General features: G+C 55.4%; 20 protein-coding genes and 4 pseudogenes. 17 read left to right on the top strand and 7 right to left on the bottom strand.

Annotated features, from left to right (window positions below):
• The first annotated feature begins 410 nt into the window (after positions 1-410).
• From GKR98_05785 to GKR98_05765, 5 genes and pseudogenes are all read left to right on the top strand, one after another.
• Positions 411-491, top strand: a pseudogene (locus GKR98_05785) (VPLPA-CTERM sorting domain-containing protein).
• A gap of 208 nt (positions 492-699) precedes the next feature.
• Positions 700-1,578, top strand: a complete 879-nt coding sequence (locus tag GKR98_05780) for a VPLPA-CTERM sorting domain-containing protein (GenBank protein ID QMU57750.1) — start codon at positions 700-702, stop codon at positions 1,576-1,578.
• Positions 1,579-1,970: 392 nt separating this feature from the next.
• A complete protein-coding gene (locus GKR98_05775) occupies positions 1,971-2,354 on the top strand; it encodes a transposase (protein QMU57749.1) in 384 nt (127 codons plus the stop codon).
• Positions 2,351-2,704 (top strand): IS66 family insertion sequence element accessory protein TnpB, encoded by a 354-nt coding sequence (gene tnpB / locus GKR98_05770; protein QMU57748.1) that lies wholly within the window; start codon positions 2,351-2,353, stop codon positions 2,702-2,704. The genes GKR98_05775 and tnpB overlap by 4 nt, the downstream gene beginning before the upstream one ends.
• Before the next feature lie 54 nt (positions 2,705-2,758).
• Positions 2,759-4,284: pseudogene (locus GKR98_05765) on the top strand (IS66 family transposase).
• Between the two features lie 215 nt (positions 4,285-4,499).
• Here GKR98_05765 and mmsA read toward each other — a convergent pair.
• Positions 4,500-5,999, bottom strand: a complete 1,500-nt coding sequence (gene mmsA, locus GKR98_05760) for a CoA-acylating methylmalonate-semialdehyde dehydrogenase (GenBank protein ID QMU57747.1) — start codon at positions 5,997-5,999, stop codon at positions 4,500-4,502.
• A 98-nt stretch (positions 6,000-6,097) separates the two neighbouring features.
• Between mmsA and GKR98_05755 the strand changes: the two are divergent.
• From GKR98_05755 to coaD, 3 genes and pseudogenes are all read left to right on the top strand, one after another.
• Positions 6,098-6,994: pseudogene (locus GKR98_05755) on the top strand (LysR family transcriptional regulator).
• 59 nt (positions 6,995-7,053) lie between these two features.
• Positions 7,054-7,488, top strand: coding sequence for a CBS domain-containing protein (locus tag GKR98_05750; GenBank protein QMU57746.1), 435 nt, complete (start codon positions 7,054-7,056; stop codon positions 7,486-7,488).
• Positions 7,489-7,558: 70 nt separating this feature from the next.
• Positions 7,559-8,053 (top strand): pantetheine-phosphate adenylyltransferase, encoded by a 495-nt coding sequence (coaD, locus tag GKR98_05745; protein ID QMU57745.1) that lies wholly within the window; start codon positions 7,559-7,561, stop codon positions 8,051-8,053.
• Positions 8,054-8,517: 464 nt separating this feature from the next.
• On the opposite strand, the gene GKR98_05740 is transcribed toward coaD, so the two are convergent.
• The gene (locus tag GKR98_05740; GenBank protein QMU57744.1) at positions 8,518-8,832 is read right to left on the bottom strand and encodes a DUF1476 family protein; all 315 of its coding nucleotides are present in this window, start codon (positions 8,830-8,832) and stop codon (positions 8,518-8,520) included.
• A gap of 155 nt (positions 8,833-8,987) precedes the next feature.
• On the opposite strand from GKR98_05740, the gene GKR98_05735 reads away from it, so the two are divergent.
• From GKR98_05735 to GKR98_05710, 6 genes are all read left to right on the top strand, one after another.
• Positions 8,988-9,749: a phosphoribosylaminoimidazolesuccinocarboxamide synthase gene (locus GKR98_05735; GenBank protein ID QMU57743.1), complete on the top strand. Its 762-nt coding sequence runs from the start codon at positions 8,988-8,990 to the stop codon at positions 9,747-9,749.
• Positions 9,750-9,758: 9 nt separating this feature from the next.
• Positions 9,759-9,998, top strand: a complete 240-nt coding sequence (gene purS / locus GKR98_05730; protein QMU57742.1) for a phosphoribosylformylglycinamidine synthase subunit PurS — start codon at positions 9,759-9,761, stop codon at positions 9,996-9,998.
• Complete coding sequence (purQ, locus tag GKR98_05725) at positions 9,998-10,666, top strand: phosphoribosylformylglycinamidine synthase subunit PurQ (protein ID QMU57741.1); 669 nt, start codon at positions 9,998-10,000, stop codon at positions 10,664-10,666. Before purS ends, purQ begins: the two co-directional genes overlap by 1 nt.
• A gap of 31 nt (positions 10,667-10,697) precedes the next feature.
• A complete protein-coding gene (locus tag GKR98_05720) occupies positions 10,698-12,458 on the top strand; it encodes a sensor histidine kinase (protein QMU57740.1) in 1,761 nt (586 codons plus the stop codon).
• An 18-nt stretch (positions 12,459-12,476) separates the two neighbouring features.
• A complete protein-coding gene (locus tag GKR98_05715) occupies positions 12,477-13,808 on the top strand; it encodes a response regulator (GenBank protein ID QMU57739.1) in 1,332 nt (443 codons plus the stop codon).
• Positions 13,809-14,305: 497 nt separating this feature from the next.
• Positions 14,306-17,074, top strand: a complete 2,769-nt coding sequence (locus GKR98_05710) for an Rne/Rng family ribonuclease (protein QMU57738.1) — start codon at positions 14,306-14,308, stop codon at positions 17,072-17,074.
• Here the strand turns inward: GKR98_05710 and GKR98_05705 are convergent.
• Positions 17,071-17,307, bottom strand: a complete 237-nt coding sequence (locus tag GKR98_05705) for a preprotein translocase subunit TatB (GenBank protein QMU59982.1) — start codon at positions 17,305-17,307, stop codon at positions 17,071-17,073. The genes GKR98_05710 and GKR98_05705 overlap by 4 nt on opposite strands.
• A gap of 108 nt (positions 17,308-17,415) precedes the next feature.
• On the opposite strand from GKR98_05705, the gene GKR98_05700 reads away from it, so the two are divergent.
• From GKR98_05700 to GKR98_05690, 3 genes and pseudogenes are all read left to right on the top strand, one after another.
• Entirely contained in the window at positions 17,416-18,171 is a 756-nt protein-coding gene (locus GKR98_05700) for a cytochrome c biogenesis protein CcdA (protein ID QMU57737.1), read from the top strand.
• A 112-nt stretch (positions 18,172-18,283) separates the two neighbouring features.
• Positions 18,284-19,561: pseudogene (locus tag GKR98_05695) on the top strand (hypothetical protein).
• Positions 19,558-20,925 (top strand): cytochrome P450, encoded by a 1,368-nt coding sequence (locus GKR98_05690; GenBank protein QMU57736.1) that lies wholly within the window; start codon positions 19,558-19,560, stop codon positions 20,923-20,925. Before GKR98_05695 ends, GKR98_05690 begins: the two are co-directional and overlap by 4 nt.
• On the opposite strand, the gene GKR98_05685 is transcribed toward GKR98_05690, so the two are convergent.
• The 4 genes from GKR98_05685 to GKR98_05670 all read right to left on the bottom strand — a co-directional run bounded on the left by GKR98_05685 (position 20,922) and on the right by GKR98_05670 (position 23,376).
• Complete coding sequence (locus tag GKR98_05685) at positions 20,922-21,140, bottom strand: aryl-sulfate sulfotransferase (protein QMU57735.1); 219 nt, start codon at positions 21,138-21,140, stop codon at positions 20,922-20,924. The two genes, GKR98_05690 and GKR98_05685, sit on opposite strands and share 4 nt — an antisense overlap.
• Positions 21,137-21,319, bottom strand: a complete 183-nt coding sequence (locus tag GKR98_05680; GenBank protein QMU57734.1) for a DUF4169 family protein — start codon at positions 21,317-21,319, stop codon at positions 21,137-21,139. The genes GKR98_05685 and GKR98_05680 overlap by 4 nt, the downstream gene beginning before the upstream one ends.
• Positions 21,316-22,710, bottom strand: coding sequence for a class II fumarate hydratase (fumC, locus tag GKR98_05675; protein ID QMU57733.1), 1,395 nt, complete (start codon positions 22,708-22,710; stop codon positions 21,316-21,318). Before fumC ends, GKR98_05680 begins: the two co-directional genes overlap by 4 nt.
• An 81-nt stretch (positions 22,711-22,791) precedes the next feature.
• A complete protein-coding gene (locus GKR98_05670) occupies positions 22,792-23,376 on the bottom strand; it encodes a hypothetical protein (GenBank protein ID QMU57732.1) in 585 nt (194 codons plus the stop codon).
• Positions 23,377-23,454: the final 78 nt, after the last annotated feature.

Genomic DNA, 23,454 nt, shown 5'->3' with positions numbered 1-23,454 from the left:
CGACTGACATCATACCAAATTCTCTGGACTGTTTTGGCTTCGTCGGCGGAACAACTGACAGCGAAGACCCGGACACAGCAAGTCCTAACATGGATATGAACGTTGACTTGTTCGAGGATCGTAACGGCGTGACCACGACCGGGCTTTTCGACGAAACCACTTGGCAGTTTCTCGACAAGCTGACAACTGATGACGGTTACACGATCGATGGCAGCCTCGCCGAGTTTATCTTTGGTGATACTTCGGACTATTCGCACCTCGCTTACGTTTTCAAAGAAAGCAGCGGCGTAGCGATCTACCTCTACGAGAACGGCACGAAGATGGCCACGTATGATCTGGCCAAACTCTTCAGCGGCAGTACTCTGAGCCACTTGTCGATTTTCGGCATCCCTGGAACACCTACGACCAACGTGCCTTTGCCGGCTGCTGGTTGGCTGCTTCTTGCAGGTCTCGGTGGTCTGGCTGCAACACGGCGCCGCAAGGCATCGTAAGCCAAACGACATCTGAATTGGAAAAGGCGGCTCGTAAGAGGCCGCCTTTTTTCATGACTGAACATCAAACGCACAATATTTCGACCATCATCAGATAAGTTAATTGTTGCCCCTTTGGCCTCGATACCTTCATCGATCACGAAATGTTAAACGCTGCGTCACAATATCACGATATTTCCCCCTAGATTTTGCTACCCATCAGGATCAAGTGTATGCTGTTCTCCGTGAGGGCATGGGTGTGCCTGATCGTGTTTCCCGCGCTGTGCGGGGTGTAATGGTAGGGGCTGCCGTCATGTTTATACGAAGTATATCTCTGTCTGCCGTTTTGATCGCCGCAGCAAGTTCTGCCACGGCGGCAACTTATGCGTTTGATCTGCAGATTGGTGGCGACGACGCCAACATTACCGGCAACGTCATGACCGTCGTCCAGGAAGATCTCTCCGGTGTAGAGGGTGATCTTACCGGTACTTTTGAGGCTCGCTATTTTACCGGCGCAACTTACGTCGCTGACGAGGTCGCAACCGGAACAGATACCGATGCCCACTCCGTCCGCCGCTTCTACAACGGCATTGGTGTTTGTAATGACGGTCCTTGTTACACCAGTGATCCGCTCCATACAGTGGATGGAAGTTCCGGTGGTGGTACCATAAATGACTTCGTTGAAATGTCCTTTGCAATGGACGGCACCGAGGTCGAAGTTTCGCTCGTCAGCCTTGTTTTTGGATGGGTCGGGGACTTTGTCGAAGGTGGCGCCTCGGGGTATGGTGGGACCAACGGCTCCTATGAAGTGATCCTGGACACGCTCGAAATTGACGGCCAGATTGGTATCGGTGACGCATTGGGCGCAAGTGGTATAGCAAGCGTATTGGCAAGCCTGCCGGGCTATGGAACAGCCCAGGTCGACTTTGACGGAACACTGATCGACAGCATGTTTGGTGTCAAAGCCGGTGAAAATGGAAGCTGGAAACTCCGCACAGTCGTCGTAAACTACACGCCTACGGTCGTGCCGCTTTCGGCAGCTGGTTGGTTGTTGTTTGCAGGCATTGGCGGGCTGGCCGCTTTGCGTCGCAAATGCCGGTCGGCATAAGCCAATACTGACGATTTACAGACGTCAAACCGATGGTTTGGTCGCGGTCCTGTATCGTCGGCTGCAATCATCCGCTTTGGTCACGAATTGTTAAGGCGCGCCACCGCAAAATATCTTCAGGACCGATAGTCACCCGGCTATATTCCTGTCGCCTTGCGGCAGTAAGCCTAGAAATCACTGCGAATCCAGCACTTAACCGAAACCGAACTCATTATTGGCCCAGAAATATCCTCGCCGAAGGCACGCGGGCGTCCGCCCGCGCTCCGGATTTCGCGTGGAAATCCGTTTGCGTAATGGGTTAACAAAACCGTAAGCGCGGCTTAGACCCCACATTTCCCATGGCGTGTTGATATGCGATTCCGTCCCTTCATAGATTTGAAGGGCGTTTCTACATGGAAGTTGTGAACGAGTTTCTCGCAAGAATACCGCGGGGTTCAGATGGCAAGCGCCGTTGGCCTTTGGAGCTGAAGGCACGGATAGTCGCAGAAACGCTGATCGAGGGCGCGACTGTGAATGGGGTGGCCAAGCGATATGGCCTAATCCCCAGTAGCGTTTCAGATTGGCGGCGTATGGCGCGGGCAGGCAAGCTTGTTTTACCCAACTTAGATGGCATGGATTTTGCGCCGGTTCAGATTGAAGAGGCTAAGCCCGTTGAGGTGGTTCCAACCCCAGCTATCAATTTGACCAGTGTTGATGTGCTTAAAGGCGGCGTGACGATCCGCTTAGCCGCCGACACCCCTGCCGTGCGGATTGCCGAGATTGCGGCTGCGCTGTGATCCACCCGTCGCACGGTGTACAAATCTTTGTTGCGACCAAACCTGTGGACTTCCGGAAAGGCCACGATGGGTTGGCCGCACTGGTGCAGAGCCACTTAAAGAAGAAGCCCTTTGACGGTGCGGTCTATGTATTCCGCGCCAAACGCGCGGATCGGCTCAAGATGATCTGGTGGGACGGCACGGGCTTGGTGATGGCGTACAAACGGCTTGAACAGAACACGTTCAAATGGCCCGCCATCAAAGACGGTGTTTTACGGCTGGACGTTGCGCAATTTGAAGCCTTGTTTGCGGGCCTGGATTGGCGTCGTGTGACGGCATTAGAGACTCGCCCACCAGCTGCGGCAGAGTGACTCAGGTGGCGCTTTGCACGGGTGGATCGTCCCTGATTTTGATAGATCACAGGTATGACTTCTGCTGCTGATCTTCCCACTGATGTTGCTACTTTGCAGGCCCTTTTGATAGCCTCAGAAGAGCGCAACACGCGTAAAGAAGATCGCATCATTCGCCTTGAGAAGCTGCTCGCCGACTTCAAACGCGCGCTCTATGGCGCGAAGTCCGAGAAGGGCCACCCTGACCAATATCACCTCGCGTTGGAAGATATCGAAACGGCCATGGCCGTCGTCCATGCGGAAGATGAAGCAATTGATCCACCCAAGACATCAGGCGCGGCAAAGTCAGTCAAAGGGCGTGGTGTCCTGCCAAAGCACTTGCCGCGCATCGAAGAGATCATTGCACCGGACGTCACCTGTAGCTGTGGAAACGAACGCCACATCATCGGCGAAGATGTCAGTGAACGGCTGGACATCGTACCTGCCCAGTTCCGTGTCCTTGTAACCCGCCGTCCCAAGTATGCTTGCCGGTCTTGTGAGGCCGGGATTACCCAGGCACCCGCAAAGGCGCGCCTGATCGAAGGCGGTATGCCAACCGAAGCAACCATCGCCAGCGTGATCGTCTCGAAGTATGCTGATCACTTGCCATTGTATCGCCAAAGCCAAATCTATGCGCGTCAGGGCGTCGATATTGATCGTTCCACCTTGGCATTCTGGGTCGGCAAGGCCGCCCATGAATTGAAGCCTGTTCATGACGCGCTGCTGGACCATCTCAAAACAAGTTCAAAGCTGTTATGGATGAGACGCCCGCGCCGGTCCTCAATCCGGGAAGCGGCAAGACCAAGAAGGGATATTTCTGGGCATTGGCTCGCGATGACCGTGCATGGAATGGGCCGGAACCGCCCGGCGTGGCCTTTACCTATATGCCAGGACGTTCCGGCAAATACGCATCAGATATATTGCAGGGCTTTACTGGCATTCTGCAGGTCGACGGCTATGCCGGATACAACCGCGTGCTTGATCTGCGTGACAACCAACCAATAGGGCTGGCCTATTGCTGGGCACACGCCCGTCGCAAGTTATACGAGCTCACCCACAACAATGTCGCCCCCATCGCCGAGGAGGGTCTCAAGCAAATCGCGGCTCTCTATCGGATCGAAGCGCAGGCGCGTGGCACGTCTGCGAATGAGCGTCTGGCTTTGCGCCAAACCAAAAGCGCGCCCAAGATAACGGCATTCAAAACCTGGCTGGATCAGGCCAGATCACAGGTGTCCGCAAAGTCCCCGACCGGAGAGGCGCTCAAATACATTGCCAAATACTGGGACGGGCTGATCCTGTTCTTGAAAGATGGCCGCATCGAGATGGATAGCAACGCCGTCGAGCGCACAATCCGCCCCATCGCCCTGCAAAGAAAGAACGCGCTCTTTGCCGGTCACGACGCTGGTGCCCAAAACTGGGCCATGCTCGCGTCGCTCATTGAGACATGCAAATTGAATGGCGTTGAGCCGCACAACTACCTGACCGGCGTCCTCTCAGCCATCGTCAACGGCCATAAACAAAAGGACATTGACCAGCTGCTACCGTGGAACTTCAAAGGCTGAAGCAACGCTTACACAAAACCTGACCCCGCCGTGCGGCGGCACCGACGTAATACCGACACGATACAGACAGGCCGTGAAATGGTATTCCTTCTTTAAAATCAGACTAGTGACCATAATTCCGCCGCACCCAACAAAAAAGCCCCGCGCGGTCTGGTCAGAGTTTCTTAACCACAACGCACGGGGCCTGTCTTCAGCCAGGATCTGGCCGCGAAGTCTTAATCCATCTGCTTGAAGTGGAACTCCCCGCCTTCTTTTAGACCCGACGGCCACCGCGACGTCACCGTCTTGGTGCGGGTGTAAAACCGAAACGCGTCCGGTCCATGCTGGTTCAGATCGCCAAAGGATGACTTCTTCCAGCCGCCAAATGTATGATACGCCAGCGGAACTGGGATCGGCACATTTATACCCACCATCCCGATATTAATCCGATGGGCAAAGTCACGTGCAGTATCCCCATCCCGCGTAAAGATCGCGGTGCCGTTGCCATACTCATGATCCATGGCCAGCCCCAAAGCCTCTTCATAGGACTCTGCTCGCACTGTCGACAGCACCGGCCCGAAGATCTCTTTCTTGTAGATGTCCATGTCCTTGATCACCCGGTCAAACAGATGCGGCCCAACGAAGAACCCGTCTTCATATCCCTGCAGATTGAAGCCGCGACCATCGACCACCAGTTCGGCGCCCTGATCGATACCCGTCTCGATCAACCTTAGAATATTGGCTTTTGCAGCAGCGGTCACCACCGGCCCATAATCCACATCGTCGCCCGACGTATAGGGCCCAACCTTCAGCTTTTCGATCCGAGGCACCAGCTTTTCGATCAACCGATCGGCTGTCTCGTCACCCACAGGCACAGCTACGGAAACCGCCATGCAGCGCTCGCCAGCTGCTCCATAGCCTGAGCCGATCAAAGCATCCGCCGCCTGGTCTAGATCCGCATCCGGCATGACGATCATATGGTTCTTGGCCCCGCCAAAACATTGCACCCGCTTGCCGTTTGCGCAGCCGCGCCCATAAATGTACTCCGCAATCGGGGTCGAGCCGACAAAACCGATCCCTTCGATCGTCGGGTTATCAAGGATGGCATCGACGGCCTCTTTGTCGCCGTTCACAACCTGAAGCACACCGTCTGGAAGACCGGCTTCGGTCATCAATTCGGCCAGCATAATGCAAACCGATGGGTCTCTTTCAGAAGGCTTCAGGATAAAGGCGTTCCCGCAGGACAGGGCAGGGCCCATCTTCCACATCGGGATCATCGCCGGGAAGTTAAACGGCGTAATGCCGGCCACAACACCCACTGCCTGGCGCATGGAATACATGTCGATGCCGGGACCAGCACTGTCTGTAAACTCGCCCTTAAGCATCTGTGGGGCACCTATGCAGTACTCCATCACCTCAAGGCCTCGCTGCACGTCGCCCTTTGCATCCGGAATGGTCTTGCCATGTTCACGGCTCAAGGCTTCGGCCAGCTTCTCCATGTCTCGGTTCAACAACCGAACGAATTCCATCATCACCCGGGCGCGCCGCTGCGGGTTTGTCGCCGCCCAGGCGGGCTGTGCCGCAGCTGCTTTTTCGACGGCGTCGTTCAGTTCCTCGACCGACGCTAGCGGAACTTTCGCCTGAACCTCGCCGGTTGCAGGGTTGTATATGTCGGCAAAACGGCCGGATGTGCCGGCAACGCGGCGTCCGTTAATAAAGTGACTCAGCTCTTCCATGGAATCCTCCTTAATGTCTCCCTCACTCTACCCTTGCATTTTTGTTCGGAAAAGAGGCAGTTTCCCAAAGAGGTTTTGCAAAAATACATGGGTATCATATGACATTCGATTGGGACGACCTGCGCATTTTCCTGGCAGTGGCCCGCGCTGAAAGCCTGTCTTCCGCCGGAAAGTTCCTGCGACGCGACCCGGCAACTGTAGGTCGTCGCGTCGCCCGCCTCGAAGAGGTTGCGGGCGTTCCACTCTTTACCAAGTCACCACTTGGATATGCCTTGACCGAAAGCGGCGCGCGGCTTTTGACCCATGCCGAGCAAGTCGAACAATAGGTGACTCTTGGTCTGGACGATCTCGCAGGGCAGTCCGGCAGCCTCTCGGGGCAGGTGCGCATAGGTGCAACCGACGGCTGCGCGTCTTACGTGCTGCCACAGGTTTGCGCGCAAATATCGCGCCAACATCCTGACCTTGAACTGCAAATCGTTGCTCTTCCGCGTGTGATCAATCTCTCGAAACGCGAGGCCGATCTGGCGATTACCGTTTCACCGGCCCAGGCCGGACGAGTCAAGATCGAGAAAATTACCGACTACCATCTGCACCTCGCCGCCTCGACGGAATATCTGGCGAGCTCAAAATCAATTATCAATCGCAACGATTTGAAAAATCATACTTTTATTGGATATATTCAGGATATGATTTTCTATTCCAAGCTTGATTTCCTCGCTGAGATTGGCGTCGATCGCGTTTCTTTGGCGTCGAATCTGGTCTCGGTTCAATTGGGTTGTATGCGCCAAAATGGCGGCATTGGTGTGACCCATGACTTCGTTTTGCCCTTTGCACCCGACCTGAAAAGGGTCCTTGAAGACGACATATCGTTCACACGCAGTTTCTATCTGCTGCGCCATGCCGATGACGCTCGAGTAGAGCGTCTTAACCGCGTCGCAAGTGCTCTGATCTCAAGCATCCGGGACGAAGTGGCGCGCCTTGAGGGTATGACTTGACAGGGCAGTGTCTCGGATGGGACGCTACCCCGTAGGCCACGTGTAAAAAGGAGTGGATCATGCTTGTTCGCCAAATACTTGCCATGAAGGGCGGCGGCAACGTCGTGACCATTCCTCCTTCAACCACTGTTAGCGACGCCGTGGCAATGCTGTCGGAAAAACGCATTGGTGCGATCGTGATCTCTGAAAGCGGCTCAGATGCAGCCGGTATCTTGTCAGAGCGCGACATTGTCCGCGAACTTGGCCGCCGTGGCACAGGATGCCTCAGCGACACGGTTGGCGACATGATGACGTCGGATCTGAACAGCACCTCAGCCGACGAAACAGCCGATATGGTGATGGAAAAGATGACCGCTGGTCGGTTCCGCCACATGCCGGTCATGGACGGCGACACAATGATTGGTCTGATTTCAATCGGCGACGTCGTAAAAGCACGCCTTAGCGAGCTTTCAATGGAAAAAGACGCGCTAGAAAGTATGATCAAGGGCTTTTGATCCTTAAGCGCCTGATCTCATTTGGAATTCATGGCATTCAGGGCGATGCCTTCTTACTCACGGAGGGGCCATGCGGGTCGGTCTATACCCCGGAACTTTTGATCCGGTGACATTGGGTCACCTCGACATCATCCGTCGTGCCACAGGTCTGGTCGACAGGTTGGTGATCGGTGTGGCCATCAACCGCGACAAGGGGCCATTGTTCCCGCTTGAAGATCGTGTCGCCATGATCGAAGCCGAATGCAAATCCATTTCGGAAGACACTGGAATCCAAATAGTTGTCCATCCGTTCGAAAACCTACTGGTCAGTTGCGCCAGCGATGTCGGTGCTGGCATCATCGTTCGGGGTCTGCGAGCTGTGGCAGATTTTGAATATGAATTTCAGATGGTTGGCATGAACCGCGTTCTGGATGACAGTATAGAAACGGTGTTTCTGATGGCGGATGCCGAACATCAGGCAATCGCATCAAAGCTGGTCAAAGAGATTGCGCGCTTGGGCGGTGATGTATCGAAATTCGTATCACCGGCAGTTCGTCAGGCGCTGTTAGAGCGATTCAAGCAATAGTCTCAAGGGATACAGAGATCCAGAACGCGATCCGCGCAATACAATGTCGGGCAAGTGCTACCTGCCCGACGAAATTTCATCTGCGAAATGTCAGTCCGGATTAACGACCGTAAACTGCGTGGTGAGCAATCTCAGGGATATCTCCGCGATAGATATCCAGATCCAACCGTGTTTCCAGGGTTGTTTTGTTCAATGCGGCGACTGTAAGATTGTACATGGCGCGCTGTTTTGCAGACTGACGAATGTTCTCAAAAAGCGAAGTCATGTCCAGTTACTCCTTTGAAAGACAGGGTTACGCTTGCGCTAACATCTGGCAGATTTTTTGCCTGGAACAACTGATAAAGATGCAATGCCGCATTGCAGCACGGGCATGGCTGGATGGCGCTTTAAGTATTGACAATCGAGCAAAGAAAAAGCGCGCGATTTCAGGTCGCGCGCTTTGATTAGCTATTATTTATGAGGGGTTAAGCCTCGTCCATCAATTGAGCTTTTGCCTCTTTCATAAGCTCTTCCATCTTGGACCGAATTTCGGCTTCCGAGGCTTTGTCACCAAGATCGCCTGAGACTTTCCGATAGACGTCCTCATCACCGGCTTCTTCAAAATCTGACCGTATGACTTCCTTGGCATATTCATCGGCGGCGTCGCCATCTTTGCCCATAAGTGCGGCAGCCCAAAGGCCAAGCAACTTGTTTCGGCGGGCTTCGGCCTTGAACTGCATTTCAGCGTCGCGGGCGAACTTGTTTTCAAAGGCGTTTTCGCGGTCGTCAAAGGTGGCCATCTAGGGTCTCCGGTTAATATGCGGTTGCGTTAAACAAGATATGCCCCTCCCAGGCCCCTGCGACAAGAGGCTCATCTTGCCGCAACGTCGCAGTTGGCCTATAGCGGCGCCAAAGCGACGGACCGGTTTTGTCGCGGAAATTTGGGAACTCACACATGGCGCGGCGCAAGAAGGTCTACGAAGGCAAAGCCAAGATCCTTTATGAAGGCCCCGAACCCGGCACTCTGGTTCAGTATTTCAAAGATGATGCCACTGCATTCAACGCCCAGAAAAAAGAAGTGATCGACGGCAAGGGCGTGTTGAACAATCGTCTTTCTGAGTTCTTTATGAAGGGCTTAGCTCAGATTGGTGTGCCAACACATTTTCTGAAACGCCTAAATATGCGCGAACAGTTGATCCGTTCCGTCGAGATCATTCCGCTTGAAGTCATTGTACGAAACTACGCTGCCGGAACAATGAGCGAGCGTTTGGGCTTGGAAGAGGGCACTGCATTGCCCCGACCCATTGTCGAATTTTGCCTCAAAGACGATTCGCTCGGCGATCCCCTGGTGTCCGAAGAACACATTCTGGCGTTCGGCTGGGCCAGCCAGCAAGATCTGGATGACATGATCGCCCTTGCGTTGCGTGTGAACGATTTCATGTCTGGTTGCATGATGGCCGTCGGCATCAAATTGGTGGATTTCAAGATCGAGATAGGCCGTGTTTGGGAAGGCGAATTTCAGCGTCTGATCATCGCGGACGAAATCAGCCCAGACAGCTGCCGTCTGTGGGATATCGAAAGCGGTCAGAAGCTGGACAAAGACGTCTTCCGTCGCGACCTTGGTTCGCTGGCGGATGCTTACACCGAAGTTGCCAAGCGGCTGGGCGTTCTGCCATCCAACGTGACCCATGCAAACAAACCAACTCTCATAAACTGAAGGTCTCCCATGAAGGCGCGTGTCCACATCATGTTGAAAACCGGCGTTCTTGACCCACAGGGCGAGGCTGTGCGCCACGCTCTCGGGACATTGGGCTTTGATAGCGTCGTAGGTGTTCGCCAGGGCAAGGTCATAGAGCTTGAATTGTCTGAATCAGACAGTTCCAAAGCTGAAGCCGAAGTTGCCAGAATGTGCGAAACCTTGTTGGCCAACACCGTGATCGAACGCTACGAGGTCGAGATCCTCTGATGCGTGCTGCCGTACTCGTCTTTCCAGGTTCAAACTGCGACCGCGACCTCGCCGTTGCCTTCAAACAGGTTGGCTTCAATGTCGACATGGTTTGGCACAAGGACACCGAACTGCCCAAGGGTGTCGATATTGTCGGCGTGCCGGGAGGTTTCTCGTTTGGCGATTACCTCCGTTGCGGCGCGATTGCGGCCCAGTCCCCAATCATTGGCGCGCTCAAAAGCCACGTCGAAGCAGGTGGTTATGCTCTGGGAATTTGCAACGGTTTCCAGGTGCTTCTTGAAACAGGCCTTCTGCCCGGCGCGCTCATTCGCAATGCCGGTTTGAAGTTTATCTGCAAGCCGGTAAACCTCGATGTGGAAACCTCCGACAGTGACTTCACGGCGTCTTACACCAAGGGCCAGCGCGTCACCTATCCGGTTGCCCATCACGACGGAAACTACATCGCAACCGAAGAAACTTTGACCCGCCTGAACGGCGAAGATCGGGTTGCATTTCGCTACGCCGGGAATGTGAATGGTTCGGCCGAGAATATCGCCGGAATACTGTCAGAAAACCGCAGAGTTCTGGGTCTGATGCCGCATCCCGAACGCGCCGCTGATCCCGTTTTGGGCGGCTCGGATGGTGCCGGAATGTTTCAAACTCTTGCAAGAACAAGCGTCAACGCTTGAGCCGCGGCCACCAAGCCCCTAGATTCCCGATATGAGCGATACAGGCTCAAACACAAAAGAAGATCTCGAACGCTCGCGTTGGCCAATGCGGGCGATGATGATCCTTGTCATCTCGGTGGCAGTTTCCGTCGTTTGGATCACAAACCAACTTCTGACCGAGCGGTTTACCGAAAGCACACGTTCGCGTGCCGAAGTCCGCCTTGCCCTTTATTCCGGAAACATCTTCAGCGAGTTGCAGCGTAATCAGATTGTGCCGCAACTTCTGGCCCGCGATCCCACATTGATCGACGCCCTGAACTCCAGAAACTTCACCCAGTCTTCCGAACGTCTGGTGTCGTACCGAGACGAGATTGGCGCGGCCAGCATCATATTGCTTGAGGATGGTGGAAATGTTGTCGCGGCAACCAATACCGATCAATTCAACTCAAACCACGGCGAAGCGCCTTACTATCTTGAAGCCCTGGAAAGCTCAGCAACGGTTTTCACCACCAGCGTGACGGACTCTGGTGTTCGGCTGTTTTCATACTCTCGCAAAATGGAGTCAGAGGGCGAGATTATCGGCGTCATCGTTGTCGAACTTAATCTCGCGCAATTTGAAACTGCCTGGGCAGGCTTCACCGACGCGGTGATGGTCACGGATAGCGAAGGCACCATCTTGTTATCTACCGAAAGCCGGTGGCGTGGTCTGACCGAAGACGAAGCGCTAGAGCTTCGCTCGGCGCCTACAGCTATTCAACGTGCAATCCGGGCAACCACCGACTGGTCGGCACTGCCGATTGACGCCTACGTTAGAGGACAGGCGGTTATGCGGCAGGAGACCCGGATTGGATTTCAGGGCTGGCGCATGGCCAGTTTCACGACCTATGCCGGTGTTCGCGAGCGTGTGAACGCATTTATCGCGCTCGAGATCATGGGTTTCGCCATCATATTGGCGGTTGGATTTTATTTGGCCAGCCGCAAAGCCACGTCACGACTGGTGTTCTTTCAGCGCGAGTCGGCAGAGCTTCGCCAGTTGAACATCGCTTTGCAGCGGGAAATCGCTCAGCGTGAACAGGCCGAGAGACACCTTGAAGTGGCCGAACAAACGCTGCAGCAAAGTTCGAAACTGGCGATCCTGGGTGAGATGTCTGCGGCGGTCAGCCACGAATTGAATCAGCCCCTGGCGGCAATGAAAACATATCTGGCCGGAGCGAAACTGTTGTTGCAAAGACGTCGCCCCGATGAAGCCCTGACATCGTTCCAGCGAATTGATGACTTGATCGAACGTATGGGTGCGATCACACGCCAGCTAAAGTCCTATGCGCGCAAGGGCGGAGACGCATTTGAAGCAATAGACGTTAGGGATTCGGTTTCCAGCGCGCTGTCCATGATGGAGCCGCAGCTTCGTCAAAGGTCCATGGCAATCTCTGCTTCGCTGCCGCGCGAACCTGTGATTGTCGCCGCTGATCGCATTCGCCTTGAGCAAGTTCTGATCAACCTGCTGCGTAATGCACTGGACGCAACCAAAGGTATTCCCGAGCCCGAAGTGACGGTGATCCTTTCGGTCTCTGACGAGGTGCTTGTTACCGTTCGCGACAACGGTGTTGGCATTGACGATCTGGAGAACCTGTTCGAGCCGTTTTACACAACCAAGGCACCCGGCGACGGTGTCGGGTTGGGGCTTGCCATTTCGTCTGGTATCGTAAACGACCTCGGTGGGCGTCTGACTGCTTCGAATGGGCAGAAGGTCGGTGCGGTTTTTGAAATCAGCTTGCCATTGGCTGCATCAGCGGCAGGGCGGGCGGCAGAGTAACGCTAGAAGAGGTTCTTCATGGCTCAGGCAATGAAAATCGCCATCGTTGATGACGAACAAGACATGCGGCAATCCATCAGCCAATGGCTGGCGCTATCTGGGTTCGACACTGAAACATTTCCCAGCGCCGAAGATGCGCTAAAAAACCTGGGGTCAGATTATCCCGGTGTAGTGGTCTCGGACATCAAGATGCCAGGTATGGACGGGATGATGTTCCTGAAGCGCCTGATGAGCGTCGACAGCGCCCTTCCAGTCATCATGATCACTGGCCACGGTGATGTGCCAATGGCTGTCGAGGCAATGCGCGTTGGGGCGTTTGATTTCCTTGAAAAGCCATTCAACCCTGATCGCATGACTGAACTTGCCAAAAAGGCGACAAATGCCCGGCGGCTGACATTGGACAATCGCGCGTTACGGCGCGAGCTGTCGGACGGCTCTGGCATTATCAAGCGATTGATTGGCGCCTCGCCGGTTATGGAACGGCTTCGCGAAGACATACTTGATTTGGGCCAGGCCGATGGTCACGTATTGATCGAAGGCGAAACAGGCACGGGCAAAACGTTGGTGGCCCACGCACTTCATGCCGTTGGCGCGAAGGCCGGCAAAAAGTTCGTGCTGTTCTCCTGTGCCGCTCACGACGAGGAAACGCTGGCGAAACGCCTGTTCGGGCCAATCGAAGACGGTGACCGGTTACCACTTTTGGAACAAGCCCGCGGCGGGACATTGGTTCTGGAAGACATCGAAGCGATCCCCGAACGTTTACAAGCCAGATTGCTAACCTGGATGAACGAGCAGGGAACTCCTGCCGAGACGCGCATTGTCGCGATCTGCAACTTGCAAGAGGCCGGACGGACCTGCGAAGACGCTCTGCGCCCCGATCTGTTCTATCGATTGGCAGCGATGAAAATTACATTGCCGCCGTTGCGCCAACGCGGCGAGGATATATTGGCGCTGTTCCAAAAGTTCTCGGATCAGTTTTCGGAAGAATACGGCTGCGATACACCCGAAATAACGGCGCAGGAAGCGGCGCAATTACTGCAAGCTCCATGGCCCGGTAATGTCCGTCAGCTTCTAAACATCGCTGAACGCGCAGTGCTTCAGGCCCGTCGCGGTACCGGCACCATTGCTTCGCTGCTGATGGCCGATAACGATGAAATCGACATGAGTGTCACCACTGAGGGCAAGCCGTTAAAAGAATATGTCGAAGCCTTCGAGCGCATGTTGATCGACAACACAATGCGCCGGCACCGCGGCTCCATCGTAAATGTCATGGAAGAATTGTGCCTTCCGCGGCGGACATTGAACGAGAAAATGGCGAAATACGGTCTTCAAAGATCGGAATACTTGTAAATTTCCAACATTTTCCTCATTGCCCCAAGGGCGTTGTAAATAGGGTTCAGCGGTGTTCATTTACCGCTGGAGCTGATTTCAGACGAAATTCATCATTGTAATTTAACTGCTTCCGCACTTATGTTGTGTCGGAAGGGTTTTGTTTGGTGATTTACCCAACGACACCTTCTAAAAGTTTCGCTGTTCCAGTAGTTTAGGTCGCGATTTACGACCAACTGGTCCGGCATATGGCTGATGAAGCCAATTGATGGAATTGCCCGTGACGCGCGAGATTGCGACGCCGGGCCATGAACGGGCGCCTCGACCGCGAGGCGTCGGAGAAGAAACGCGATGACGCGCGTATTGGAAAGTTTTCAACTATCCCCGATCCGAAAGGATCGGCGCGAGACGCATGATTTGCGTCGCATCGCCTTAATCAGCCGCAACTTAATCAGCCGCAACCGAAATCGTCTTTTCGCCACCCGCGAAGGACCTGTTGTGTTGCGCGGAAAGTTAACATGTCAAAGAAAATGCTTATCGATGCCACCCACGCCGAGGAGACTCGGGTCGTGGTGGTTGACGGAAACAAGGTCGAGGAATTTGATTTTGAGTCCGAAAACAAACGGCAACTTGCCGGAAATATATATCTTGCCAAGGTAACACGGGTCGAACCGTCGCTTCAGGCGGCGTTTGTAGACTACGGCGGCAATCGCCACGGTTTCCTGGCTTTCTCGGAAATCCACCCTGATTACTACCAGATTCCCGTCGCGGATCGCGAGGCTTTGCTGGCCGAAGAAATGGCCTATGCCGAAGCCGAAGCAGCCGAGGAAGACAAACCAAAGAAGCGTCGTGGACGCGGACGCGGCAAGTCAAAAGCGGCAGAGGCGACCAAGGATGAGACGGTAACTGCCGAAGTTCCGGCAGAAGAAACACCAGCAGAAACCGAAGCCGCCGAAAGCGGCGAGGATGTTAAGCCTCAAACAGAGGCCGAAGTTGCTGCTGCTGACGATGCGGTTGTCGAGCCGGTTGCCGAAGAAGCGGGGTCGTCTGAATCTGAGGAAGCAGGGGCAAACGCTGAAAAACCGGAAGAGACGCCAGCCGAAGCCAAGTCGTCCGAGGAGTCCACGGCAGAAGAACCTGTTGCGGAAGACGCTTCAACTGAGGCGCCAGCTGATGGTGCTGATGCGAAATTAGCGGCAATTCCGGGTATGGACGTCGTCGATCTTGATGACAGCGATGACGAAGACCCCGCGTTTGAAGAAAAAGAATCTGCGTCCGATAAGGACTCGTCCATCGAGTCGGTGGCTGACGACGACACAACCGAAGAAATCCGCCCACGGCGCAAGCAACGTCCTCGCCGGTATAAGATCCAAGAAGTCGTTAAAGTTCGCCAGATCCTTTTGGTTCAGGTGGTCAAGGAAGAGCGTGGTAACAAAGGTGCTGCCCTGACGACTTACCTCAGTCTAGCCGGTCGTTATTGTGTATTGATGCCGAATACCGCCCGTGGCGGTGGTATCAGCCGCAAAATCACCAATGCATCTGACCGCAAGAAACTGAAAGAAATCGCGACCGAAATCGACGTGCCGCGCGGTGCGGGTTTGATCATTCGGACAGCTGGGGCAAAGCGCACCAAGACCGAGATTAAGCGAGACTATGAATACCTTCAGCGCATGTGGGAACAGATCCGTGAATTGACTTTGAAGTCGATTGCACCTGCGCAGATTTATGAAGAAGGCAACCTGATCAAACGCTCAATCCGTGACTTGTACAGCCGCGAGATTGAAGAAGTGCTGGTCGAGGGCGAGCTTGGATATCGCACCGCCAAAGACTTCATGAAGATGATCATGCCAAGCCACGCCAAGAACGTGAAGTTCTATGCCGAGCCAATGCCGCTTTTTGCGCGCTATCAGGTGGAAAGCTATCTGGCGGGCATGTTCAATCCGACGGTCCAGCTTAGGTCTGGTGGTTACATCGTGATTGGTGTGACCGAAGCACTGGTTGCGATTGACGTTAACTCGGGCAAGGCGACGAAGGAAAACTCGATCGAGGAAACGGCGCTGAAAACCAACCTTGAGGCTGCGGAAGAAGTGGCCCGACAGTTGCGTTTGCGCGACCTCGCTGGGTTGATTGTGATCGACTATATCGACATGGAAGAACGCCGGAACAACTCGGCGGTCGAAAAGCGATTCAAGGATCGCTTGAAGACAGATAGTGCCCGTATTCAGGTGGGCCGCATCTCTGGATTCGGCTTGATGGAGATGTCACGCCAGCGACTGCGCCCCGGCATGCTGGAGGCCACGACGCAACCTTGTCCGTCCTGCCATGGCACGGGCCTGATCCGTTCGGACGACAGTCTTGGTCTGACCATTTTGCGTCATTTGGAAGAAGAGGGCGTGCGCCGTCGTTCGCGCGAGGTTCTTGTCAAAGCGCCGGTTTCGATCATCAACTTCCTGATGAACCACAAACGCGAACATATAGCCCAGATCGAAGCGCGCTATGGTATGGCCGTGCGCCTTGAGGCCGATCCGTTCCTGGTTTCGCCAGACTTCACGGTAGAAAAGTTCAAGACCGCGACGCGTGTTATTGATACCAGTGCACCGGTTGTTTCGGTCGATGCCTCGCTGATGGCGGAGATTGAAGAAGAATTGGCCGAAGAGGCCGTAGCGGAAGCAGCTGCAACACCTGAAGCAGATGAAGGCGAAGAGCGTCCGAAGAAAAAGCGCCGTCGTCGTCGTCGTCGTCGTGGCGGCAATCGCGATGGCGAAGCGCAGGCTCAGACAGCCGAAGGGCAGGGCGAGACTGCCGATGTTGCCGCCACTGAGCAAGCCGCAGAGGCCGATGCCGAGCCAGCGGAAGCAGCCGAGGTGCCTGATGCGCCGGAAGCTGAAGAAGCTAAACCGAAGAAACGCACTCGTACCCGTCGTAAAAAACCTGCGAAGGATGCCGAAGTGGCTGCCGAAGCTACGCCTGAGGCTGCTGCCGAAGAGGCACCGTCCGAAGAGGTGAAGGCAGACACCGCTGAAGTGCAGGAAGAAGAGAAGCCAAAGAAACGAACCCGCAGCCGGGCCAAGAAAAAACCGGCCGCTGAGGAAGCTATGGCAGACGCGACACCTGTTGAATCGGCACCTGTCGAGGCCAACGGCGCCGCGGTTGTGGCCGAGGCCCCCGCGGTTGAAGCTGCGCCAGAGCCAACACCTGAACCCGCAGTCGTCGCTGAGGTGGCTGAAGCACCGGCGGAGCCTGCAAAGCCCCGTCGTCGTGGTTGGTGGTCAGTCGGTAAAGGCTAAGCGCGCGAGTTGCGACGAATGAAATAGGTCTGCACGCTGGTTTCCGTCCTTGACGATACCAGCGTGTGGCCTTGTTCATTGCAAAAATGCGGAACGTCGACGACCGCAGCCGGGTCATCGGCAATCATTTTCAGCACAGAGCCTTCGGCCATGCCCCGCAGCCGTTTCGCGGCTTTCAAGACGGGCAAAGGACACAAGAGTCCTGTAGCATCAAGTTCCTGATCAAATTCCATGCGCAAACCGCTAGACCTCATGTTACAGAATGTCCACCGAGTTGTGAGGCATCGTGTCGTGACCTTTTGCGTTGGAATGCCTAAGTCGGGACTGAAGGGGGATGCCCTATGATCGGTATCGACATTTTTGACGCCTCTCTGCTGCCCGCGATGATGGTCGCGTTGGCGGCCGGAGTATTGTCGTTCCTAAGTCCCTGCGTGCTGCCCATTGTGCCGCCATACATCGCCTATATGAGCGGAGTGACCGTTTCAGATATGGATGGAGGCGAGAGTGCACAGCGTCGCCGAACGATGGTTTCCGCCGCATTCTTTGTTCTGGGCTTGTCTACCGTGTTTATGATCCTGGGCTTTACTGCCTCGGCATTCGGACGGTTCTTTCTGACCAATCAGGATTGGTTTGTCATCGCCGCAGGGGCGGTGATCATGATTTTTGGCGCGCATTTCCTGGGCATTTACCGCATAGGGTTCATGGATTGCGAGTTGCGCGTAGATGCAGGTGATAGGGGTGGGTCTTCGTTTGGGGCTTATATTCTGGGTCTGGCCTTTGCATTTGGATGGACTCCCTGTATAGGTCCGATCTTGGGTGCCATTCTGTCCATCGCAGCCTCAGAAGCGGACGTAGCTCGTGGGACGACATTGCTGGCCGCTTATGCGGCTGGGCTTGGCATTCCATTCTTGTTGGTTGCGGCCTATTTCCCTCGCATGAAGGGTCTGATGGCGTGGATGAAACGTCATATGGAACGGATTGAGCGGATCATGGGGCTGTTGTTGTGGACCGTCGGACTGCTGATGCTGACCGGTAGCTTCACCGATTTTAGCTGGTGGTTGAACGAACAGTTTCCGGTATTGCAGACATTTGGCTGAGTCAGCACCCATTGTTTCCAACATCTGCCAAGACTCTTGATTGATCGCATTTCTGGCAGAATCGGGGTTCTCGGAAGGCATTCCTTACGATAACGTCTCGGCTATGAGGCCAATGGGGAAATCACGGGTGGGCCGACGCCGGGTTTTCTACATTCCCGGCTATGATCCCTATCCGCCCCGTCGATATCGCGAACTGTATCGGAGCGAGAGTCAGCGACAGGCTGAAATCTCAGGATACGAAATCGACCAAAAGTCTGAGCCGGGAGATACTGGCTGGCGCGTCCGGTATCGAGGGCACGGCGGTCAATCGATGGCGAAGATCGACGTCCTGGTTTAGAGCGATCTTGTACAGGGCTCGATGCGCGCGGGTATTGCTGGCACTTATGCGGCTTTGGTCAAGACCGCATGGACTTACATATCCTCGGGCACGTTGCGCCGTTTGACCTGGCTTCGAAAAGGGCCGGTAGTTGCGGCCCTCTATCCCGTAGTCATGCTAATAACGCAGATGCTCTTGAGCTTGTTGGGTGCGACCATCGTCGCGGGCGTGGCGGCTTGGGCAACCATTGGTGCGGCAGGTTCATTGGCGAGCACTCTCGGCGTGACATTGGATTCCGGCGGATGGACTGCATTGCTGGTGAGCGCCGCTGTTTTCTGGCTTTTGTTTCCGCTGCTTACCATCCATGCGCTTAGATGGTTCAAGGGCTGGGATCATAAGACGTTTGCCTACTATCTGATGCATGACTATGCCTATACAGCGTCCCGAAATGGCGCATACCCCGATGAAATTGAAGCACGTCTGCATGAGTTTCGTCACCGCATAGAAGCAGCTTTGCGTGAAGACATTGATGAGGTTCTGATCGTTGGTCACAGCTCCGGTGCTCAAATGGCTGCGTCTATCGTCGCTGACATCGTGAGGCTTAAACGCGTTGGCGAAAAAGGACCGGCCCTTTCGTTGCTTACGCTTGGACAGGTCATTCCAATGGTCAGCTTTTTGCCGAACGCCAAGCGATTGCGGCGGGATTTACGGCTTTTGTCGACATCGCAGGAAATCACATGGCTGGACGTTTCAGCACCAGGTGACGGGTGCTGTTTTGCGCTGTCTGATCCGGTTTCGGTATCGGGGGTTTCGCTAGGGCGCGAACAACAATGGCCGTTGATTATCTCCGCAGCGTTTTCAGACACACTATCCAAAGAGACATTAAAGAAGTTGAAACGCCGCTATTTCCGGCTTCATTTTCAATATCTCTGCGCGTTTGAAAAGCCTCGTGACTATGACTACTTTGCCATAACCGCTGGGCCGCTGAGCCTGGGCGCTCGGTATCGTGGGCGACGGCCATCGGCCAGCCGGATCGACGTGGTTGCGTCGCGGTTTACCTCAACTGTCTCATGATTGCGCCAAAGCCTGCCGCGCGGCCCGAAAAGATCTCTTTGTGGCGGTATTGGCGGTTGTTTCGGCGGGACATTTTGTCGGCGCAACCCGAGAAATTATATCGCGCGCGGATGGCTGAGTTTCGGACGCCGTTCTTTCGGTCTTTTCTGATCAATGAACCGGAGCTGATCCGGTTGGTGTTGCAAGAGCGACCCAAGGACTTCCCTAAGTCCAAGCGGGTGACGGCAGGGCTTCGGCCCTTGTTGGGGCAATCGGTGTTTGTGACCAATGGCGCGGTTTGGGAGCGGCAGCGTCGGATCATTGACCCGGCGTTTGAAGGTGGGCGCGTCAGGCAGAGCTTTGAAGCGATGTGGGCAGCGGGTTTGGCGGCGGCGGATCGGTTGGGCGAGGGCGACTGTGACGTCGAGGAATTGGCCAGCCATGCGAAGGCAGATGTGATCTTTCGCGCGCTGTTCTCGATTCCGATTGAGGATGCCGTTGCAGCGGAAACCTATAAGGAATTCAGGACTTTCCAACGCGCGCAACCGGTGGCCAATCTCGCGGCTCTGGTGCCGGGACTGCCGGTTATCCATCGTCGGGGTGCACGCGCGGCGGCGCGTCGGTTACGCGCGCTGATTGGCGAGATGGTGGCGCGGCGGCAGGCAGAGATTGCGGCTGGGACAGCGCCGGATGATCTGGCGACGAAGATTATGACGACGCCGGATCCAGAGACCGGTGAGGGGTTTGATGCGCAAGAAATGGTCGATCAGGTCGCTATCTTTTTTCTGGCTGGACACGAGACGAGTGCGGCGCTGTTGGGTTGGGCGATGTGGTTGTTGGCGGCTGCGCCTGATTGGGGAGAGCAGGTTCGCGGTGAGGCAATTGCGTTTGCGCAAGCGCCTGATTTCGCTGGGTTAAGCAAGATGGCGGTAACGCGGAATGTGTTGCGCGAGACGTTGCGACTGTATCCGCCGGTGCCGATGTTCGTGCGTGAGGCAACTGGTGCGGAGGAGTTTCGGGGCCGGTCGGTGAAGCGTGGATCGCAAGTGGTGATTTCGCCATGGCATCTGCATCGGCACGAGCGTCATTGGGATGAGCCGGATGCTTTTAACCCCGAGCGCTGGAATGGAACCCAGGCGAAAACAGCGGGGCGGGAAGCCTATTTGCCATTCTCCAGTGGGCCGAGGGTGTGTCCGGGGGCGGGATTTGCGATGGCGGAGGGTGCGGTTTTGCTGGCGGCGCTGATGTCGCGGTTTGAGTTTTCCATATTGGAAACACCGGTGCCGGTGGCGCATCTGACCTTACGGTCACGGGATGGAATACGGCTGGCGGTCAAACCGTTAGCGGCTGCGAAACCGGCGAAGGCAGAAGTATTTTCTGCCTAAAGCGCGTCTTGATAATGGGCCAAAACGTATAGGCGAATGGCGGAGGCGAGGCCGTATTTGGTGCCGCGCGATTCATCAATTTCGGCGGCTAATTCGTTGATTGCACGCTCTTTCTCGGAAGCAATTTTTCGAAAGGCGTCCCAGAATTCATCTTCCAGAGACACCGAGGTTCGGTGTCCGCGCAATGTGAGGGATCGCTTGACCGGACGGCTCATTCCGGGTCGCGTTTATGGTCGTCTACCTGTTTTTGGGCCTTCAATAGGGCAGCGGTGTCGGCTTGTTTCTGCGCTTTTGAACGCCCGAATTTCAGGGCGTTCGCATCGGCATTTTTACGCGAAGCCGCGCGGGTGTGTTCTTTACGTGCTTTGTTCAGATTAGCAGGAGTGCCGCTCATGATTTGGGTCCGATCATCTGTTCGGGGCGCACGACCTGATCGAAGGTGGCCTCGTCGACGAAGCCGAGGCGGATCGCCTCTTCTTTCAGGGTGGTGCCGTTCTTGTGGGCGGTCTTGGCGACCGTGGTGGCGTTGTCGTAGCCAATTGTGGGGGCCAGCGCAGTGACCAGCATCAGGGATTCACGCATTAGCTGGTCTATCCGGCTTTCATTGGCGCGAATGCCGCTGACGCAATTGTCGGTGAATGCGACGCAGGCGTCGCCGATAAGTTGCATAGATTGCAAAACGTTATAGGCCATCATGGGCTTGTAGACGTTGAGTTCGAAGTGGCCCTGGCTGCCGGCGAACCCGACGGCGGCGTCGTTGCCGATGACATGGGCGCAGACCTGGGTCATCGCCTCGCATTGGGTGGGGTTTACTTTGCCGGGCATGATGGATGAGCCGGGCTCGTTTTCCGGCAATAACAACTCATAAAGACCACAGCGCGGGCCGGAACCCAGAAGACGGATGTCGTTCGCGATCTTGAACAGGGCTGCTGCGGCTGCTTTCAGCGCGCCGGACATGGCGACCATGGCATCGTGAGCGGCCAAAGCCTCGAATTTATTCGGGGCGGTTACGAATGGCAGGTCCGTGATGCGCGCCATATTGGCGGCAACTTCTTCGCCCCAGCCAGGACGTGTGTTTAAACCGGTGCCAACAGCGGTGCCGCCTTGGGCCAATTCGTATATGTCACCGAGCGCCGCTTCGACGCGTTCGATGGATTTTGCCACTTGATGGGCGTAACCCGAAAATTCCTGTGCCAGTGTCAGCGGCGTTGCATCCATTGTGTGGGTGCGACCGATTTTGATGATACCGTCAAATTCCTTAACTTTCGCTTCCAGCACCGCGCGCAGCTTGTTTAGCCCGGGCAAAGTAACGTCGCGGGCGGTCATGGCAGCTGATATGTGCATGGCGGTCGGGAACGTGTCGTTCGACGACTGGCCCATATTGCAATGATCATTCGGATGCACCGGGTCTTTCGAGCCGATGGTGCCGCCCATGATCTCAATCGCGCGGTTGGCGATAACTTCGTTGGCGTTCATGTTTGATTGGGTGCCGGAACCGGTTTGCCAGACCACAAGCGGGAAATGATCGTCCAATTTGCCGGTCACCACTTCGTTGGCGGCTTCGATGATGGCATCGGCCTTTTCGGCGGCCAGCACACCGGCGGCTTTGTTGGCTTCGGCGCAGGCTTGCTTGATCACGCCCAGCGCGCGCACGACGGCGACCGGCTGTTTTTCCCATCCGATTGGGAAGTTGATCAGGCTGCGTTGGGTTTGCGCGCCCCAGTATTTATCACTTGGGACCTCTAGGGGGCCAAAGCTGTCTGTTTCGGTACGGGTCTGGGACATGGCAACTCTCCTCGGGGTGGACCGAAGAGAGGTGTAGGCAAGCGACCGGTTGGGTGCAACCGGTCTTGTTGACGCTAGTGATTAGGCCAGTCGGCGCGCAGTGGCGACTGATAAGCCGGGATCGCCCTGAAGCATGACGGCAAGTCCGGTTTTCATTCGCTGAAAGCTGTCACCGTAAAAGTAGAATATCGTCCGGTCGGCGCGTTGCGCCCAGCCGCGGTTGACGCAAACCCCATCAATGGCTTTCGAGCATGCACTGGCAACGACACGGCGATGATCTGCGTCAGGGGCCAGTGCGGTTGGAACGCTGAGTTCAAGGCCTTCGGTTGCGCCGAAAACCATCGGCTGGCCACCATCTGAAAGGCGGATCGAAGACCCTAGTGGCGCATGGAGATGCTCAAGGTATTCTGCGACCGTTTTCAGGCCAGCCTGACTGGCGTCGCGCAGGCCAAGATACAACGTAACACCGCATATGTCGCCGGGCGCGCTTTCATGCGCTCTGACGCTGGTTACGCCCCCAAGGCTGGTGGCAACCATTTGGCGGCTTAAGGGTTCGCCAAACACTTTTTTAGCGTCCCGGTGCCCCATGCGCACAGGCAATCGCACCTCGGCGGGTGTGACGTGCAGAGTTACATTCTTTTTGACGATCAGATCGCGGAAAAACATCAGGCTATCCCCATTAACTCGTGTCAGAGAGTCGCAAAGGAATATGTCCAGAGGCGTCGAAATTCGCGGCGGAAATGT

The organism is Boseongicola sp. (assembly GCA_014075275.1).
Taxonomy (GTDB): Bacteria; Pseudomonadota; Alphaproteobacteria; order Rhodobacterales; family Rhodobacteraceae.
Note: the sequence above shows the minus strand (reverse complement) of the source record. Positions and strands in the feature narration are given on the sequence as shown.

Excerpts from the sequence above, each read along its gene's own strand:
- GKR98_05775 (QMU57749.1), top strand. The coding sequence starts at position 1,971 with ATGGAAGTTGTGAACGAGTTTCTCGCAAGAATACCGCGGGGTTCAGAT.
- mmsA (QMU57747.1), bottom strand. The coding sequence starts at position 5,999 with ATGGAAGAGCTGAGTCACTTTATTAACGGACGCCGCGTTGCCGGCACA.
- GKR98_05750 (QMU57746.1), top strand. The coding sequence starts at position 7,054 with ATGCTTGTTCGCCAAATACTTGCCATGAAGGGCGGCGGCAACGTCGTG.
- coaD (QMU57745.1), top strand. The coding sequence starts at position 7,559 with ATGCGGGTCGGTCTATACCCCGGAACTTTTGATCCGGTGACATTGGGT.
- GKR98_05740 (QMU57744.1), bottom strand. The coding sequence starts at position 8,832 with ATGGCCACCTTTGACGACCGCGAAAACGCCTTTGAAAACAAGTTCGCC.
- GKR98_05735 (QMU57743.1), top strand. The coding sequence starts at position 8,988 with ATGGCGCGGCGCAAGAAGGTCTACGAAGGCAAAGCCAAGATCCTTTAT.
- purS (QMU57742.1), top strand. The coding sequence starts at position 9,759 with ATGAAGGCGCGTGTCCACATCATGTTGAAAACCGGCGTTCTTGACCCA.
- purQ (QMU57741.1), top strand. The coding sequence starts at position 9,998 with ATGCGTGCTGCCGTACTCGTCTTTCCAGGTTCAAACTGCGACCGCGAC.
- GKR98_05720 (QMU57740.1), top strand. The coding sequence starts at position 10,698 with ATGAGCGATACAGGCTCAAACACAAAAGAAGATCTCGAACGCTCGCGT.
- GKR98_05715 (QMU57739.1), top strand. The coding sequence starts at position 12,477 with ATGGCTCAGGCAATGAAAATCGCCATCGTTGATGACGAACAAGACATG.
- GKR98_05710 (QMU57738.1), top strand. The coding sequence starts at position 14,306 with ATGTCAAAGAAAATGCTTATCGATGCCACCCACGCCGAGGAGACTCGG.
- GKR98_05705 (QMU59982.1), bottom strand. The coding sequence starts at position 17,307 with ATGGAATTTGATCAGGAACTTGATGCTACAGGACTCTTGTGTCCTTTG.
- GKR98_05700 (QMU57737.1), top strand. The coding sequence starts at position 17,416 with ATGATCGGTATCGACATTTTTGACGCCTCTCTGCTGCCCGCGATGATG.
- GKR98_05690 (QMU57736.1), top strand. The coding sequence starts at position 19,558 with ATGATTGCGCCAAAGCCTGCCGCGCGGCCCGAAAAGATCTCTTTGTGG.
- GKR98_05685 (QMU57735.1), bottom strand. The coding sequence starts at position 21,140 with ATGAGCCGTCCGGTCAAGCGATCCCTCACATTGCGCGGACACCGAACC.
- GKR98_05680 (QMU57734.1), bottom strand. The coding sequence starts at position 21,319 with ATGAGCGGCACTCCTGCTAATCTGAACAAAGCACGTAAAGAACACACC.
- fumC (QMU57733.1), bottom strand. The coding sequence starts at position 22,710 with ATGTCCCAGACCCGTACCGAAACAGACAGCTTTGGCCCCCTAGAGGTC.
- GKR98_05670 (QMU57732.1), bottom strand. The coding sequence starts at position 23,376 with ATGTTTTTCCGCGATCTGATCGTCAAAAAGAATGTAACTCTGCACGTC.